This is a genomic window from Olleya sp. Hel_I_94, assembly GCF_007827365.1.
In the GTDB taxonomy this organism is placed as follows: Bacteria; Bacteroidota; Bacteroidia; order Flavobacteriales; family Flavobacteriaceae; genus Olleya.
Genome location: NZ_VISI01000002.1, coordinates 733251 through 750569, shown reverse-complemented (window position 1 = coordinate 750569; position 17319 = coordinate 733251). Strand labels below are relative to the sequence as shown.

11 protein-coding genes are annotated in these 17319 nt (G+C 31.4%); 9 read left to right on the top strand and 2 right to left on the bottom strand.

The genetic code is table 11. The features are described 5' to 3' along the window. Positions 1 to 63: 63 nt before the first annotated feature. Complete coding sequence (locus JM82_RS06390; protein ID WP_145001887.1) at positions 64 to 1029, top strand: toxin-antitoxin system YwqK family antitoxin; 966 nt, start codon at positions 64 to 66, stop codon at positions 1027 to 1029. A 50-nt stretch (positions 1030 to 1079) separates the two neighbouring features. Here JM82_RS06390 and JM82_RS06385 read toward each other — a convergent pair whose 3' ends face one another. Both JM82_RS06385 and JM82_RS06380 read right to left on the bottom strand, forming a co-directional pair. Beyond that, the gene (locus JM82_RS06385) at positions 1080 to 2429 is read right to left on the bottom strand and encodes a DEAD/DEAH box helicase (protein WP_145001886.1); all 1350 of its coding nucleotides are present in this window, start codon (positions 2427 to 2429) and stop codon (positions 1080 to 1082) included. 42 nt (positions 2430 to 2471) lie between these two features. Next, positions 2472 to 3383 (bottom strand): aldose 1-epimerase family protein, encoded by a 912-nt coding sequence (locus JM82_RS06380; protein WP_261375332.1) that lies wholly within the window; start codon positions 3381 to 3383, stop codon positions 2472 to 2474. A 57-nt stretch (positions 3384 to 3440) separates the two neighbouring features. Between JM82_RS06380 and JM82_RS06375 the strand changes: the two genes are divergently transcribed. The 8 genes from JM82_RS06375 (at position 3441) to JM82_RS06340 (ending at position 17316) form a co-directional block, all read left to right on the top strand. After that, the gene (locus JM82_RS06375) at positions 3441 to 4742 is read left to right on the top strand and encodes an anthranilate synthase component I family protein (protein WP_145001885.1); all 1302 of its coding nucleotides are present in this window, start codon (positions 3441 to 3443) and stop codon (positions 4740 to 4742) included. Between the two features lie 86 nt (positions 4743 to 4828). Beyond that, positions 4829 to 5182, top strand: a complete 354-nt coding sequence (locus JM82_RS06370) for a four helix bundle protein (protein ID WP_145001884.1) — start codon at positions 4829 to 4831, stop codon at positions 5180 to 5182. Positions 5183 to 5199: 17 nt separating this feature from the next. Then, positions 5200 to 6537, top strand: coding sequence for a tRNA lysidine(34) synthetase TilS (gene tilS, locus JM82_RS06365; protein ID WP_145001883.1), 1338 nt, complete (start codon positions 5200 to 5202; stop codon positions 6535 to 6537). Further along, the gene (locus JM82_RS06360) at positions 6537 to 8942 is read left to right on the top strand and encodes a protein-disulfide reductase DsbD family protein (protein WP_145001882.1); all 2406 of its coding nucleotides are present in this window, start codon (positions 6537 to 6539) and stop codon (positions 8940 to 8942) included. The genes tilS and JM82_RS06360 overlap by 1 nt, the downstream gene beginning before the upstream one ends. Positions 8943 to 8997: 55 nt before the next feature. After that, complete coding sequence (gene ade, locus JM82_RS06355) at positions 8998 to 10623, top strand: adenine deaminase (protein ID WP_145001881.1); 1626 nt, start codon at positions 8998 to 9000, stop codon at positions 10621 to 10623. Positions 10624 to 10710: 87 nt separating this feature from the next. Beyond that, positions 10711 to 14298 (top strand): T9SS type A sorting domain-containing protein, encoded by a 3588-nt coding sequence (locus JM82_RS06350; protein WP_145001880.1) that lies wholly within the window; start codon positions 10711 to 10713, stop codon positions 14296 to 14298. A gap of 151 nt (positions 14299 to 14449) precedes the next feature. Then, positions 14450 to 15373 carry a YheT family hydrolase gene (locus JM82_RS06345; protein ID WP_315897452.1) on the top strand — a complete coding sequence of 308 codons (924 nt, stop codon included), beginning with the start codon at positions 14450 to 14452 and terminating at the stop codon, positions 15371 to 15373. Between the two features lie 65 nt (positions 15374 to 15438). Beyond that, entirely contained in the window at positions 15439 to 17316 is a 1878-nt protein-coding gene (locus JM82_RS06340) for a CocE/NonD family hydrolase (RefSeq protein ID WP_145001878.1), read from the top strand. Positions 17317 to 17319 lie beyond the last annotated feature (3 nt).

Here is a 17319-nt window from a genome sequence, read left to right as displayed (position 1 = left end):
ACGGAAGATTTTAATTTTTAACATAATTTTCTATCTTGTTGGTTAAATGTTAAAATTTATAAAATGAATAGTATTCTTAAAATCAAATTGTTAGTAGTCTTTTTTTTAGTTTTTATCAATTCAATTTTTAGTCAAGACTATTCAGAATTGGCAGATCAATATTTCAATAATCATAATCCAGAAAATGTTGCTTTTATAAAAAAAGTAATAGAAGACAACAATGCAGTACAATTGGTAATTGATTGGCAAGACTTGGAGGTGGAGCATGAATTAGATTTAATGGAAACTGAAAGTAAAATGAATCATTTAAATGTAAGCTTTAAGATCAATAACAAAAATCCAGATGATACTGCTATATGCAAAGCTTTTGAAGCTAATCACAATAAAAGAAAAGAATTAGATAGGAGGTTGTCCACTTTAAAAGCGATGGTGACACTAAGTGAAACGACATATAATTTATGTAAAAATAACATCTATAATAAATCCAATTGTAACAAAGAGTATAATAATTATTCTAACAATGTAAAACTTTATAATAATGCAATTAACGAGGGAATACGTAGTAAAAATGAATATTTAAATTCACGTACTAGATGTATAGAAGTTAAAGAAAATTACAAGAATGAAAGAAGTAATACCAATAGAGTTATTGATCGTGTAAGGGACGAGTTGGAAAGTAGAAGTTTAAAGAGAGAAGAGTCTATAAAAAACATATCAGAACAGATAAGAGATTTGATTTTGAAAACGCCAAAAAAAACAGTGACATATTTTGATGATGGCACAATACAGCAAGAGGGTAGCATAGATTTAAGAACTAATAATTTTGTTGGAGAAGTGAAAAAATATCATCCTAACGGAAAATTATTTGTAACCACTAATTTTAAGGATGGTGAGCAGCATGGTCGGTTTACGCAATATTTTGAAAATGGAGGTGTAGAGTACAAAATCAATTATGAGAATGGAGAAGAAACTGGATCAACAACTTATGATCAACAAGGAAATATTGTTAGTCAAGATAATATGGATTAGGTTATAAGATTTTTAGAAATAAAAAAAGCGAGCTATTTAGCTCGCTTTTTTTATTTCTTATTACGTTTATTGTAATTTTTATCACCTCTAGTTTTTGGCTTTTTATACTTGGCAGCAATTTTAAATTTATAACTACCACCTAAATTTTCTTTACTATTTTTTTCTGATTTTTCATGAAAAGCAGGTCCAGGTGCATCAATGTCTTTACGTTTGGTTGGATTGTTACGTTCTTTAATTACAGTGCGTTCTTCTTCAATCAACTCTGTAGAGATTTCAACTTCCTCTGGAATTTGCAATTCCGGAATGTCCATTTGCATTAGACTTTCAATTTTTTCAAGACTGTCCTGTTCTTTTTCGGTACTAAAAACAACTGCTTGTCCTTCGCGTTCCGCACGACCTGTTCTACCAATTCTGTGCATGTAGTTTTCTGGATAGTCTGGTGTATCAAAGTTAAAAACGTGTGTTACGTTATCAATATCTAATCCACGTGCCATTACATCAGTAGCAACTAAAACACGATTTATACCTTCTCTAAATTGCTCGATACTACGTAGTCTGTAGTTTTGCGTTTTGTTAGAGTGGATGACACATAACTCTTCTTTAAAAAACTCGTCTAAAGCTTCAAAAAGTCTATCTGCCATACGTTTGTTGGATACAAAAACTAATACTTTATTATACGTTTCAGCGTCTTGTAATAAGTGTACTAATAAATTAAGTTTAGTGTAATAATTAGGGACACTATATTTTGTTTGTGCTATGTTTTCTAAAGGTGTACCAGAAATAGCAATAGATACTTTTTGTGGTGCAGTAAAAAAGTCAGTAATTAATTCGTCAACATCTTCTGTCATTGTAGCAGAAAACATAATATTTTGTCTACGTTCTGGAAGGATATCAAAAATATTAATTAATTGATGTCTAAACCCTAAGTCTAGCATAACATCTACTTCGTCAATAACTAAGCGCTCTAAAGATTTAAGTTGTAGTACTCGACTAACTGCTAAATCATACAATCGTCCAGGCGTTGCAACAATAATATCTTGACCTTGTGCAACTGCTTGTTTTTGTGTGTTAATGTTTGTGCCTCCATAAACACCAAGAACACGCGTGTTTATGTATTTTGCTAATTTTTCAATCTCATCAACAACTTGCACTACTAATTCTCTAGTAGGTACTAAAATTAAAACACGAGGATTATCTTGCTTAGAAAATTTTAGGTTTTTAAGTATTGGTAACATATAGGCAAAAGTTTTACCAGTACCAGTTTGTGCAATACCGACCATATCTTTACCACTTGCAACTACATTAAAAGCTTCTGCTTGTATTGGAGTTGGTTGTGTAAACCCTAGGTCGTCAATTGCGTTATATAAAGGGGTGTTTAAATTTAAATCTCTAAAGCTCAAAACGTGTTATTTTAGCCTACAAAATTACCACTATTATTTTGTTTACCCTAAATGATGCTCATGTATTTGTATACTGTAGCTTGCATTAAAGGTTTCATCTTGTGGTAATTTGATAATCCCTTCTTTTTCGGTTAGTTTTTGTGTTGTGTTTTCAGCGTCAGCAATACCTAACCAAGGTTCTACACAAACATAAGGTGCGTTTGGTTTAGCCCAAATACCCAAATAATTAAAGTCTTTGTAGGTGATATTTAATATCTCGCCATGAGTTTTACTCACTAAAGCCACTTTTCTGGATTGTAAATCCTTAAAAATAAGCGCATCTTCATTAAATAAATCTGGTCTTAAATTAATACTGTTTTTAGTATTAAAAGCAGGTTTAGTTTGATTGGTTACTAAACCATTATCTATATTTAATAAATAGGTTTGTGCTGTTTCTTCGTGTTCAAAAACCAAACTATAATCCGTATAATTTTCATTTTTATAAATAGGACATTTAAAAGCAGGATGTCCACCAATACTAAAATTGATTGCTTTATTATCTAAGTTTTTAACCGTGTGTTTAATATTTAAAGTGTTATTGTCTAAAGTGTAAGTGATTAAAAACTCAAACTTAAAAGGAAACTGTTTTAATAAGTCTTCATTATAAATTAAACTAAAAGTTAAACTATTTTTGCTTTGATCAATTAGTTTTATATCGTCATTATGCCTAACAAAACCGTGCTTTGGCATGTTGTAGGTTTTACCTTCAAAAGTGTATTGGTCATTTTTTAAAGCTCCAATTATTGGAAACAAATTGGGTGCGTAGCTTCCCCAAATGTCAGGATCTGCATGCCACATAAATTGATTGTCGTTTTTAACGGAAGCAATTTCGCATAATTCTGCGCCTTTCGGTTTAACCGAAATTTTTAATACCTCATTTGATAGTTGAAACATCTGTCTTATATTTAATCTCATGACTAAAATACTCGTTTTTTTAACATTTCTGTTTAACTTTACGCAACATTTTTTAAAGTGAGAACAACGACAAAACATAAACTAACTAATCCTGAGGACTTCAAGCAAAATTTATTGTCTTGGAGTCAGCAATTTGACGATGTTGTTTGGCTGGATTCTAACCAGTATAAGCAACAATACTCTAGCTATGATGCTGTTTTAGCTGTCGATGCCTTTACAGGATTTCAAACGGATTATAAAGATGCTTTTGAGCAGTTTAAAGAATACCAAACATTAGCTAATGACTGGGTTTTTGGTTATTTATCTTACGATTTAAAAAATGATGTAGAGCCTTTAAAATCTGCTAATTATGATGGTTTAGCATTTCCTGATTTATATTTTTTTCAACCTAAAAAAATCTTTTTAATTAAAGGTGACACTGTGGAACTGCAGTATTTAAAAATGGTTGATGATGAAGTGGAAACCGATTTAAATACAATAAATTGTTACAAGGACGATAAAATTAACAATTTACCTATCGAAAACGACCCTATTAAAATAAAACTTAGAATACATAAAGACGCGTATTTTGATAAGATTAAAACCATGTTAAGTCACATACACAGAGGTGATATTTACGAAGCTAATTTTTGTCAAGAGTTTTATGCAGAGGACACCGTTATAAATCCGTTAGAGATTTATAATAAACTTAACGCCATATCAAAACCACCATTTGCGACGTTTTTAAAGCTTAATGATAAATATTTATTGTCTGCGTCTCCAGAGCGTTACATTAAAAAAGAAGGCACTAAAATTATATCCCAACCTATTAAAGGGACCGCAAAACGTGAGGCTGATTTTATATTAGATTCTATTTTAAAAAACAATTTAGTATCGGATCAAAAGGAACGTAGCGAAAACGTAATGATTGTAGATTTGGTGCGTAATGATTTATCGCAAACCGCAACAAAAGGGAGCGTAAAAGTTGAAGAATTATGTAAGATTTATACCTTTGATCAAGTACATCAAATGATATCTACAGTAACCTCTCAGGTAGATAAAAAGACACATCCAATAGATATTATTAAAAGTACGTTTCCTATGGGAAGTATGACTGGAGCACCAAAAATTTCGGCAATGAAAATTATTGAAACTTTAGAAGAAACCAAACGCGGTTTATACTCTGGTGCAGTCGGCTATATTTCGCCAACAGGCGACTTTGACTTTAATGTCGTAATCCGTAGTATTTTATATAATGCTAGTAATAAGTACGTGTCATACTCGGTTGGAGGTGCCATTACCGCAAAATCAGATCCTTTAAACGAATATGAAGAATGTTTGCTTAAAGCTAAAGCGATGAGGACGGTTTTAGAAGGGTGAAGCTGATATTAGGGAAAAGGCATTAGGGAAAAAAAGGCAAATGTTTTAAGTATTACAGAAACATCATAAAAACGTAAATTTGTAAAATGAAGAGTTATAGAGATTTGATAGTATGGCAAAAATCAGTAGATATGGTAACTCATGTTTATCGCTTAGTGAATCTATTTCCTGAGGATGAAAAGTATGGATTAACTTCGCAAATAAAAAGAAGCGCTATCTCTGTTTCATCTAATATAGCAGAAGGTTATGGTCGTAATTACACCAAGGAATATATTCGGTTTTTAAATATTTCTAGAGGATCATTGTACGAAATGCAGACACAGTTTCAAATTGCAATTAATTTGGATTTTTTAAAAAGCAACGATTTAAATGATGTTGATGACCTGTCTTTACAAATAGAAAAAATGCTTAACGCTTTAATCAAAAAGTTGGCAGTATAATTTATGCCTTTTTACTTATGCCTTATAACTTAAAAGAACACTTCCAAAATCATATAAACAACACGCTTCCTTTTCTTAGAATCAGCAAACTATTGCTTGCTATTTCAGGAGGTTTGGATAGTGTTATTTTAACGCATTTGTGTAAAAAATCTGGTTTAGATATTACATTGGCACATTGTAATTTTAATTTAAGAGGTATTGAAAGTGATGGTGACGAGAAATTTGTAACAGATTTAGCCGATAGCTTGGAATTAGAGGTGTTTACTGAAAGTTTTGATACTAAGGCTTACGCCGAAAGTAATAAGGAATCTATCCAGATGGCAGCAAGAACTTTGCGTTATGATTGGTTTCAGGATTTAGCTGAAAATCTAGATTTTGACTATATTTTAACTGCGCATCATGCAGATGATAATTTAGAAACTTTTTTAATTAACCTGACTCGAGGAACAGGTTTAGAAGGTTTAAAAGGTATTCCGGAAATAAATGAAAACATAGTTAGACCATTGTTGCCATTTTCTAGAGAAACTATCGAAGATTTTGCGTTGTCAAACCAAATACTTTGGAGAGAAGATAGTAGCAATGCATCTACAAAATACTTGCGTAATAAGTTAAGACATGATGTTATTCCCGTTTTAAAAGAACTAAATAATAATGTTTTAACCAATTTTAAAAACACATTAAATAATCTTAATGATACAGCTGATATTGTTGAAGAAAGTGTGCAAGCGGTTTTAATACGAGCAATTATCGATATTGATGATGCCCAAATAAGTTATAAAATATCAGAGTTTATTAAAGTCAACAATCCTAAAGCTTATTTATATGAAGTTTTTAAAGATTATGGATTTACGCAATGGACAGATATTGTTAATTTGTTGACAGCACAAAGTGGGAGGCAAGTGTTTTCTGCAACGCATCAATTACTTAAAAATAGAGAGACTTTAATTTTAAGTGAATTAAAAAATGAGGATAGTTTGCATCAAAATGAAGCGTCTGTTATAATCAACAATTTTGAAAATGAAGTAAATGTTTTGTCAGGTGCTTTAACTTTTGAAACAGTAGCAAATATTGAAAAATCTGACAGCGCTACGATATATATTGATAAAGAAACGTTAAAATTGCCTTTAACTGTAAGACATTGGCAAGAAGGAGACTATTTTTACCCTTTAGGCATGCAAGGTAAAAAGAAGTTAAGCAAATATTTTAAAGACCAAAAGTTATCGTTAATAGATAAAGAGAAGGTCTTATTATTGTGCAGCCAAGATAAAATTGTTTGGGTTATTAATCATCGTGCAGACGATAGATTTAAGGTAACCAATCAAACTAAATCAATACTAAAAATTAAATTATCATAATGAAGCATATAACCGCTTTTATACTATTTTTTATCACTATTTTAAGTGTTAATGCACAGGTTTTAAAACCAGTAAAATGGAGTAACGAAGTTCAGAAAATATCCGATCAAGAGTATGTTTTAGTGTATACAGCAAGCATTAAGGAGCATTGGCATTTATATTCTCAACATTTAGATGAAGGTGGTGCGTTACCAACCGAGTTTGTTTACGATTCTGTAAATAAAACCAATAATTATGAATTGATTGGAAAAGCGTTTGAAAGCGAATCTATAACGCAATTTGATAAGGTGTTCCAAATGGATTTAACCTTTTTTGATGACGAAGCAACTTTTGCTCAAAAAATCAAATTATTAAATCCAGAGCAAAAAACAATTAAAAGTGAGGTTGCTTATCAAGCATGCGATGACTCAAAATGCATTTATGAGTTTGAAGAAGTTGTTTTTAATATTGCTCAAGCCAAGCCAATATCAGAAACAGTTAACGCATTAATATCCACTGAAAACATTTTTAATCCAACATCTAAAATATTTGATCCTGTAAGTTGGAAAACGGGAGTCAAAAAACTAAATGACACGCAATATGAATTAACATATACTGCTGTTTTAGATTCAAAATGGCATATTTATTCTCAGGATAATAAAGAGCCAATGGGTCCAATACCTACTGAGATTACATTTAAAAATGATAATAAAGATTTTAAACTAATAGGCGATTTAAAAGAATCTGAAACGGTTGAAAAGTTTGAAAACGCTTTTCAAATGAATGTAAAATACTTTGAAAAACAAGCAGTTTTTACTCAAGTAATTGAAGTGTTAAATCCAACGTTAAACACTATTCAAGCCGAAGCGTATTATCAAGCTTGCGATGACGAGAAATGTTTGGCTCCAGCTTTTATAGATTTAGATATTAATTTAAATGGTTTAGCCACAGAGAACACCAAAGCAACTAATAATATTGATGAAGAAGGTAATGACAATAAAGGATTATGGAGTATCTTTTTTATAGCGTTCTTATCAGGATTTGCAGCGTTGTTAACACCTTGCGTGTTTCCTATGATACCAATGACAGTTAGTTTTTTTACAAAGCAAAGTAAAAGCAAGGCGTCAGGTATTAAAAATGCAATAATCTACGGGTTATGTATTATAGCTATCTATTTACTTTTAGGTACAGCGGTTACAGCTATTTTTGGTGCAGATGCATTAAATGCATTAGCGACTAATGTTTGGTTTAACCTTATCTTTTTTGGATTATTAGTTGTATTTGCGTTTTCGTTTTTAGGTGCATTTGAGATTATGCTGCCAAATTCTTGGGCAAATAAAGTAGACTCGCAAGCTAACAGAGGAGGTTTTATTGGTATCTTTTTTATGGCATTAGCTTTAGCAATCGTTTCTTTTTCATGCACAGGACCAATTGTTGGAACATTATTGGTGGAAGCAGCCTCTAAAGGTGGTATTGCACCAATTATAGGTATGCTTGGCTTTTCTTCCGCTATAGCGTTACCATTTGCACTATTTGCTGCGTTTCCAGGATGGTTAAACTCGTTACCTAAATCAGGAGGTTGGTTAAATACTGTTAAAGTCGTATTAGGATTTTTAGAGTTAGCATTAGCATTCAAATTTTTATCACAAGCAGACTTAGTATTGCAATTACATTTGCTAGAGCGTGAAGTATTTATAGCTATTTGGATTGCTATTTTTGGGACTTTAGCCTTGTACCTTTTCGGAAAAATACAATTACCACATGATTCGCCTTTACCACATATTTCAGTTGGTAGATTAAGTCTTGGATTGATTGTTTTAACGTTTACTATTTATATGATTCCTGGACTTTGGGGAGCACCTTTAAACCTAATTAGTGCTTTTCCACCACCATTAGATTACAGCGAGTCGCCTTACGGAGTAGGTAACTCAAAAGGAGGAAGCAGTGCTAGTAACTCTCACGATGATTTACCAGAAGGTGCACATTTATTAGCGCCACATGACATATTAGCATTTAATGATTATGATTTAGGTTTAGCTTATGCTAAAAAAGTGAATAAGCCAGTTATGTTAGATTTTACAGGTTGGGCTTGTGTTAACTGTAGAAAAATGGAACAAAACGTTTGGCCAAAAGGGAATATTTTAAATATCTTAAAAAATGACGTGGTTTTAATCTCATTATACGTAGATGATAAAAGAGAATTAGAAGCAGATGAAATTGTAGACTCTAAATTAAGACCAGGTAAAAAACTTAAGTATATTGGTCAAAAGTGGAGCGAATTTCAAACCATTAAATACAAATCTAATACACAACCATATTATGTTTTGATGGGTCACAATGAAGAGAATTTAAATACTCCAGTTGCTTATACTCCAGATTCCGACACCTATTACAATTGGTTACAAGAAGGAATTAATAATTTTTAATTGAATAAAACTATCCTGCAATTGCAGGATTTTTTTTACTGTTATATAGTACAACATGAAAACAATACAAGGACAAATAGTAGACATACAACACAAACGTATTTTTAGTGGAGAAATCACTGTGGATTCAGGTAAAATACAGTCTATCACAGAAAAAGAGCACGATGTAAAACATTATATTTTACCAGGTTTTGTAGACGCTCACATTCATATTGAAAGCTCAATGTTAGTACCATCAGAGTTTGCAAAAATAGCAGTTAAACACGGTACGGTATCTACAGTTAGTGATCCGCATGAAATTGCGAATGTATTAGGTGTAGCAGGAGTGGAGTTTATGATTAAAAACGGTAAGAAAACACCGTTTAAATTTAATTTTGGAGCACCAAGTTGTGTGCCAGCAACTACTTTTGAGTCGGCAGGAGCAGTTATAGATTCTGACGACATTAAAACCCTTATGGCTAATCCAGATATTAAGTATCTAGCCGAGATGATGAATTATCCAGGTGTGTTGTTTGATGATGAAGAAGTGCTAAAAAAAATAGCTTGGGCAAAACACTATAATAAACCCGTAGATGGTCACGCACCTGGTTTAAGAGGTGATGACGTTACTAAATATATCAATGCAGGAATTAGCACAGATCACGAATGTTTTACCTATGACGAGGCATTAGAAAAGCTTCAAAAGGGAATGAAAATCTTGATTAGAGAAGGTAGTGCTGCCAAAAACTTTGAAGCATTAATAGATTTATTACCTGAGCATTATCAAAACATGATGTTTTGTAGTGACGATAAGCATCCTGACGATTTATTATTAAACCATATAAACGCCCTTTGCGCTAGAGCAGTAGCAAAAGATATTGATGTGTTTAAAGTGTTGCAAGCAGCTTGTGTCAACCCTGTAAAACATTATAATTTAGAAGTTGGATTATTACAAAAAGATGATGTTGCAGATTTTATTATTGTTGAAGATTTAAAAGATTTTAAAACACTACAAACGTATATAAATGGTGAGTTAGTGTTTCACAATGGAACGTCTTTAATTAAGCATGTAGATTTTGAAAATCTTAATAATTTTGATACAGAAATTAAAACGGTTGACGACTTTAAAGTCGAAAGTACAGCCAAACAAATACGAGTAATCGAAGCTTTAGAAGGACAATTAGTAACTAATCAATTAATCGAAGAAGCAACAACCCAAAACGGAAATTTAGTATCAAACACAGTTACTGATGTCTTAAAAATGACAGTAGTTAACCGTTATAAAAACGACGAGCCAGCGTTAGCGTTTATTAAAAACTTTGGTTTAAAAGAAGGTGCAATTGCTAGTTCTGTTGGACACGATTCTCATAATATAATTGCGGTTGGTGTTAGCGACGAAGCTATTTGTAAAGCAGTTAATTTAATAATTGAAAATAAAGGAGGTATTTGTGCAGTTTCTGATACATATCAAAAAATAGTATCGCTTCCTGTTGCGGGAATTATGAGTGATAAAAATGCTGAAACTATTGGTCACGCTTACGCGGAATTGGATACGTTTGCTAAACAATTGGGTACAACATTAAATGCACCTTACATGACCTTGTCTTTTATGGCATTATTAGTTATTCCTTCAATAAAATTAAGTGATAAAGGCTTGTTTGATGGCGGAAAATTTGAGTTTGTAGAGTTGGGAATTAATTAGATTGCTAATATAATTTCCAAAAAAGAGTACTTATATTTTACAATTATTTTATTGTAACTTTATAATTTACACTTAACTTAACTTCTTATGACAAAAAAACTACTATTATTTATCGTAACTCTTTTTAGTCTACAAATTGTTAGTGGACAAATATCATTTCATGAAAGTGTTATAGATTCTACAAAATATGAAATTAGTAAAGCATATGCTGTTGACTTTGATGGAGATGGAGATCAAGACTTAGTTTATGAGTCTAGTCCTTTTAGTTGGTCTAAAAATACAGATAGCGCAGGAACAATGGGTGTTATAAATGTAATAGATGCTAGTATTAGTGTAAATACATTAAAGATTGGAGATTTAGATAATGATGGAGATTTAGATTTAGTTATTTTAGGATACAATTCTATTACAAATATCTCTGTATTGGCTTGGTATGAAAACACAGACGGACTTGGGAATTTTGGAAATATTCAAACAATTAGTACTAATAGTTATAATGATTTAGATATAAATGATTTTGATGGAGATTCTAAATTGGATATTATTATTTCTTCAAAGTTCGATGGAAAAATTGCATGGTACAAAAATCTTGGATCTGGAGCATTTGGAACGGAGCAGTTAATAACCAATGCTTCCACATCATCTTCAACTCTAATTTTAAGTATAACTACAGGAGATATTGATAACGATAATGATATAGATATTGTTTATGCGCCTTATGGAAGCCCTGATCAATCAATTTATTGGATAGAAAATACAGATGGTAATGGCGCTTTTACTACTACAAACTTATTGTTAGATGTCTTTGGAGGTATGTATGATATTAACTTGGTCGATTTTAATCAAGATGGCGTTTTAGATTTATATGGAAGTAGCTCATTTGATAATATTTATTTAAAAAATGATGGTATTGGTATATTTACGTGGGAATTCACATTTAATTCTTCTTATGAAAATAGTAGTTTAGGTAAAGCAATAGATATAGATGGAGATTCTGATATGGATATGCTATATTTTGTAGATAATTTTGATACATTTTCTAACAACAATAATGAAGGTGCAATTATTTGGTTTGAAAATACTGATGGACTAGGTACATTTAGCACAGAACAAATAATAAGGCAGGTAAATTTTACAAGTGAAGATGTTATTAATAATGCCATAGCTTATTTAAAATTTAATACAGCAGATTTAAATGGAGATGGTTACCAAGATCTAGTATGTTCTGGATTAGATGGCTATGAAGTAAGCTGGTTTCAAAATGAAAATAATAGTGTAATTTTTGGAAACTCTAAATCTATAATAAATGATATAACAGGAATAAATAACATGCAATCTGCGGACATAGATTCCGATGGAGATGAAGATGTTGTTTTTGTTTCTGGTTTAAATGATACATTGGGTTGGTTTGAAAATTTGGATGGAAATGGAGTATTTGGACCGCAACAAATAATTTCTGTACAAGGAAATAAATTTAGTACTCTAAAGATAGCAGATGTTGATAGTAATGGAAGTTTAGACATTATTGTTAATTCTAGCTTAGATGATAAAATTTGGATTTATAAAAACACAGACGGTTTAGGTAATTTTACTTTGCATCAATCTATTGTAAACAGTTCCGGAAGTTCTAGAAACATGAATGTTTTTGATGTAGATAATGACAGTCATATAGATATTGTTATGCTAGAAAATTTTGGAGACAAATTGATCTGGTTTAAAAATATTGATGGTTTAGGTAATTTTGGAACAGAACAAATTATTACAGAAGCTATTGATGATTTAGACGATTATAAGTTTTCAGATTTAGATAACGATGGTGATTTAGATATTGTAATAAACACACCATTTTCGTGGTTAGAAAATTTAGGAAGTAGTGGTAATTTTAGTGCTCTTCAAAATATACAAACTTCAGAAAATATAAGAAGATTAAAAACTTATGATGTTGATTCAGATGGTGATAACGATATTTTAGTATACTTTAATTACGAATTAGGTTGGTTCGAAAATACAAACGGTCAAGCAAATTTTGCAAATTACCATTCTATTGATAATACTTTTTCTACTTATGAATTATTAATTGATATTGATAATGATGGCGATTTAGATGTAGTTAACCAAAATTATTCAAGTGCTACAGAGAATAAAGAGGTTAATTTATATAGAAACGATCAAGGCAATTTTAGTGGACCAATTAATATAGATGAGAGTAATAGATTTAGTGCTTTATTTGCAGGTAATTTAGATGGTAATGATAAAAATGATATAATCTATTCTGTTTCAGAATCTAGTAATAAAATTGGTAAAATTGGTTGGTATAGAAATTTAGGAGTTTTAGAGAATCAAATATCTGGATCTGTAACTTACGACTTTAATAATGATGGATGTGATATAAGTGATATTCCAGCGAATAATACTTTAGTAGCTGTTGGTGGTAATGGTTTTTCATTTGCAACTTTTTCTCAGCCGGATGGTACTTTTCAATTAGATGTAAGCCAAGGACAATTGTACACTTACCTCGCACCCAATACAAATTTTACTTCAACTCCAGATTTTTTTATTTCCGAATTTACTAATGTTGGCGAAGTTGATAATTCTGTTGATTTTTGTTTAACAGCTGCAACAGCTAGTAACGACTTAAACATCGTAGTCTATCCATCAGTTAATGATCCAAGACCAGGTTTCGACACCAAATATCAAATAGTTTATAATAACGTTGGTACAACACAATTAAGTGGAGATGTTGCTTTCCAGTTTGATGCTGCAAAACTGAACTTCTTAAACGCAAGCGAAACAGTAACCTCTCAAACTATAAACACATTAACGTTTAATTTTACAGACTTAAATCCTTTCGCAACAAGAACAATAGATTTAGAGTTTAATGTATTTGCACCACCAACTACAAATATTGACGATGTTTTAGTATCAACTGCAACAGTAAATCCTGTTACAGGAGATAACACAGCAGATGATAATGTTTTTACATTAAACCAAACCGTTATCGGTTCGTACGACCCAAACGATATTCGAGTTTTAGAAGGAGATCAAATTTTACTTGAAGAAGCAGATAAATACTTACATTATATTATTCGTTTCCAAAACACTGGTACAGCGAGTGCCATTAATTTAAATGTAGAAAATGTGTTAGATAGCAAGTTAGATTGGACAACAATACAGTTGGAAAGTTTAAGCCACAACGGAAGAGTAGAAATTACAAATGGAAATTTGGTTAATTTTGTATTCGATGATATTAATCTTGTAAATAGTACAAGTGATGAAGTTAATTCTCATGGTTTTATAGCTTATAAAATAAAGCCAAAAACTAATGTTGTTGTTGGTGATATTTTTAATAGCACAGCAGATATTTATTTCGATTTTAATCCTGCAATTGTAACTAATACAGTGACTACAGAAATTGTTGCTAGTTTATCTGTAGGTGCGTTTGAGACCACTGATATTTCAATATTTCCAAATCCAGCAAATAAGGAGCTAACCATAAAAGGAAAAACAATTATAGAATCTATTACTATTTACGATATAAACGGAAGACAATTAAAAACTGTCATTTTTACAAGTGAAAAAGGGAATCTAGATATTAGTAATTTATCTCAAGGTATGTATTTCTTGAAGATTAAATCTGGAAATAATACAGAGTCAATAAAGTTTATAAAAAAGTAATTTTTACTACATAATTTTAAATAAAAACCTTTCAGTTTTAAATCTGAAAGGTTTTTTGTTACTTATCTTTGATCAAATGTTTCAATATAAAAAGCCTTTTAAAACAACGAACTAATTGCCAATCCTAAAAACCACATATAAACCCAAATTTATGTTCAGAAATGGACATGTTTCTACTATTTATTCAGGTGTAATGCGTAAAGTAGAAGGCGTGACTCAAAAACGAGAACGTATTACTTTATTAGATACCGATTTTATAGATTTAGATTGGAGTTATGCAGGAAATAAAACAAAACAATTACTTGTGGTTTTACACGGTTTAGAAGGTAATGCACAACGCCATTATATGCTAGGGTCGGCTAAAATCGCTAACCAAAATAATATGGATGCGGTTTGTGTTAATTTTAGAGGATGTAGTGGAGAGGTAAACAAAACGTTTCAATCGTATCATTCTGGTAAAACAGATGACTTAGCTTCAGTTATAAAACATATTACATCCCAATTTGATTATGATACCATTTACCTAAATGGATTTAGCTTAGGAGGTAATGTTATTTTAAAGTATTTAGGTGAAACATTAGATTTGCCAAAACAAATTAAAGCAGCAGTAACAGTATCTGTTCCTGTATATTTAAGAGGGTCTTTAGAGCAGTTAATGTCCTCTAAAAACTATGTGTATTCTAAGAAGTTTTTAAGAAATTTAAGAACTAAATTAGTAGAGAAACAACACTTATTTCCTCAAAAAATAAACAATCAAGATTTGAGTGCTGTCAGAACATTAAAAGATTTTGATGATGTGTATACCTCAAAAGCACACGGATTTAAAGATGCTTATGATTATTATGAGCAATCAAGTAGTCTTCAGTATTTAAAACACATTTCAATTCCTACGTTATTAATAAACGCACAAAACGATTCTTTTTTATCAAAGGAATGTTACCCAATTCAAGAAGCAGAAGAAAACACTAATTTTTATTTAGAAATGCCTAAATATGGTGGGCATGTTGGTTTTTATGATCAACAAAACGTCTATTATTCTGAAAAACGAATGCTTCAGTTTATTACTAATTTATAGTATAGTAATGTAATTTCAATTTAGTAATAAAATACCTATCTTTAATTTTTTTAAATCAAAAATTAATGAAACGTATTCTTATTTTACTAGCTTTAACGCTAGTATTTTCGTCTTGTAAAGACCAACTAAAATTAGACACCGCAACTTCTCAGGTTGTAAAAGACACATTTATTGTTGCTGAGCATTACAATAAAAAAGAAGTGTCAATTGCTATGCGTGATGGTGTAAAATTACATACAACAATTTACTCGCCAAAAGACACCTCAAAACAATATCCTATTTTAATGCAACGTACACCTTACAGTTGCAGACCTTATGGCGAAAACGAGTTTAAATCTACAATCGCTCCTAATCAATATTTAATGAAAGAAGGTAATATTGTGGTGTATCAAGATGTACGTGGACGTTGGAATAGTGAAGGCGTTTATGATAACATGAGAGCCTTTATCCCTAACAAAACAGGCGAGCAGTTTGACGAAGCTAGTGATACGTATGACGCCATTGATTGGTTAGTTAATAATGTAGAAAACAATAACGGAAACGTTGGTACTTGGGGAATATCTTACCCTGGTTTTTACACAACTTATTCTGCATTATCAGGACATCCTGCTTTAAAGGCAGCGTCGCCTCAAGCTTGTATTAGTGATTTCTTTTTTGATGATTTTTTCCATAATGGCGCTTTTTTATTAAGCTATTGGAGAGCAACTTCGCTTTTTGGACACATGAAAGACCAACCAACAAAGGAAGCGTGGTATAAGTTTCCGGAGATTGGTACAGAGGATCAATACCAGTTTTTTTTAGATGCAGGACCACTTAGTAATTTAAATAAATATTACGGAGAAGATAATGTGTTTTGGAATCAAATTAAGAGCCATCCAAATTATGACGCGTTTTGGCAGAGTAGAGGTATTATTCAGCATTTAAACGATATCAAACCAGCCACTTTAGTCGTTGGAGGATTGTTTGATGCAGAAGATTTATATGGACCATTTAATACTTATAAAACTATTGAAAAAAATAGTAAAAACTATAATGGTGTTGTCTTTGGACCATGGAGTCATGGTGATTGGGCTAGAAATAAAGAACGTCAAGTGATTGGGAATATTCATTTTGGAGATAATATTTCGGATGACTTCCAGAAAAATATCGAAACTAAATTCTTTAATCATTTCTTAAAAGATAATGGCGAAGGGACTTTAGACTTACCAGAAGCGCACTTTTTTAATACAGGAACAAAACAATGGGCAGATTTTACAGCTTGGCCACCAGAAAACAGTGTTAAGGAAAGCTATTTTATGCAACCAGATCAACGTTTAACGCAAAAAGCAAATCGTATGATTGCTACTAGCGATTTTATTAGTGATCCCAAAAAGCCAGTGCCATATACAGAAGATATAAAAGTGGTATTTACACCACGTAAATTTATGACCGACGATCAACGTTTTGCATCAAGACGTCCAGATGTTTTAACTTTTGAAACTGAAGTTTTAGAAAATGATGTGACTTTAGCAGGAGACATTTTAGCTAAACTACAGGTGTCTACAACAGGTACATCTGCAGATTGGATTGTTAAGGTTATTGATGTTTTTCCTGCTGACACAGAAAATACTGAAGACGTACAAGACCACTTAAAATTAAGTAATTACCACATGCTAATTAGAAGCGAAACGATGCGTGGACGTTTTAGAAATAGTATGACTAATCCAGAACCATTTGTACCAAATCAAAAAACTGGGGTAAATATTACGTTACAAGATGTGCTACACACCTTTAAAAAAGGACACAAAATACAAGTACAAGTACAAAGTACATTTTTTCCTTACATAGATATCAACCCACAAACGTACGTTGATAATATATTTGAAGCTAAAGCATCTGATTTTAAAGCGCAAACACACAAAGTTTACAACGATTCTGCAATAGAGTTTACGGTATTAAAGTAGAGT

Coding starts and splice junctions, on each gene's coding strand:
- JM82_RS06390 (WP_145001887.1), top strand. CDS start 64: ATGAATAGTATTCTTAAAATCAAATTGTTAGTAGTCTTTTTTTTAGTT.
- JM82_RS06380 (WP_261375332.1), bottom strand. CDS start 3,383: ATGAGATTAAATATAAGACAGATGTTTCAACTATCAAATGAGGTATTA.
- JM82_RS06370 (WP_145001884.1), top strand. CDS start 4,829: ATGAAGAGTTATAGAGATTTGATAGTATGGCAAAAATCAGTAGATATG.
- tilS (WP_145001883.1), top strand. CDS start 5,200: ATGCCTTATAACTTAAAAGAACACTTCCAAAATCATATAAACAACACG.
- JM82_RS06360 (WP_145001882.1), top strand. CDS start 6,537: ATGAAGCATATAACCGCTTTTATACTATTTTTTATCACTATTTTAAGT.
- ade (WP_145001881.1), top strand. CDS start 8,998: ATGAAAACAATACAAGGACAAATAGTAGACATACAACACAAACGTATT.
- JM82_RS06350 (WP_145001880.1), top strand. CDS start 10,711: ATGACAAAAAAACTACTATTATTTATCGTAACTCTTTTTAGTCTACAA.
- JM82_RS06345 (WP_315897452.1), top strand. CDS start 14,450: ATGTTCAGAAATGGACATGTTTCTACTATTTATTCAGGTGTAATGCGT.
- JM82_RS06340 (WP_145001878.1), top strand. CDS start 15,439: ATGAAACGTATTCTTATTTTACTAGCTTTAACGCTAGTATTTTCGTCT.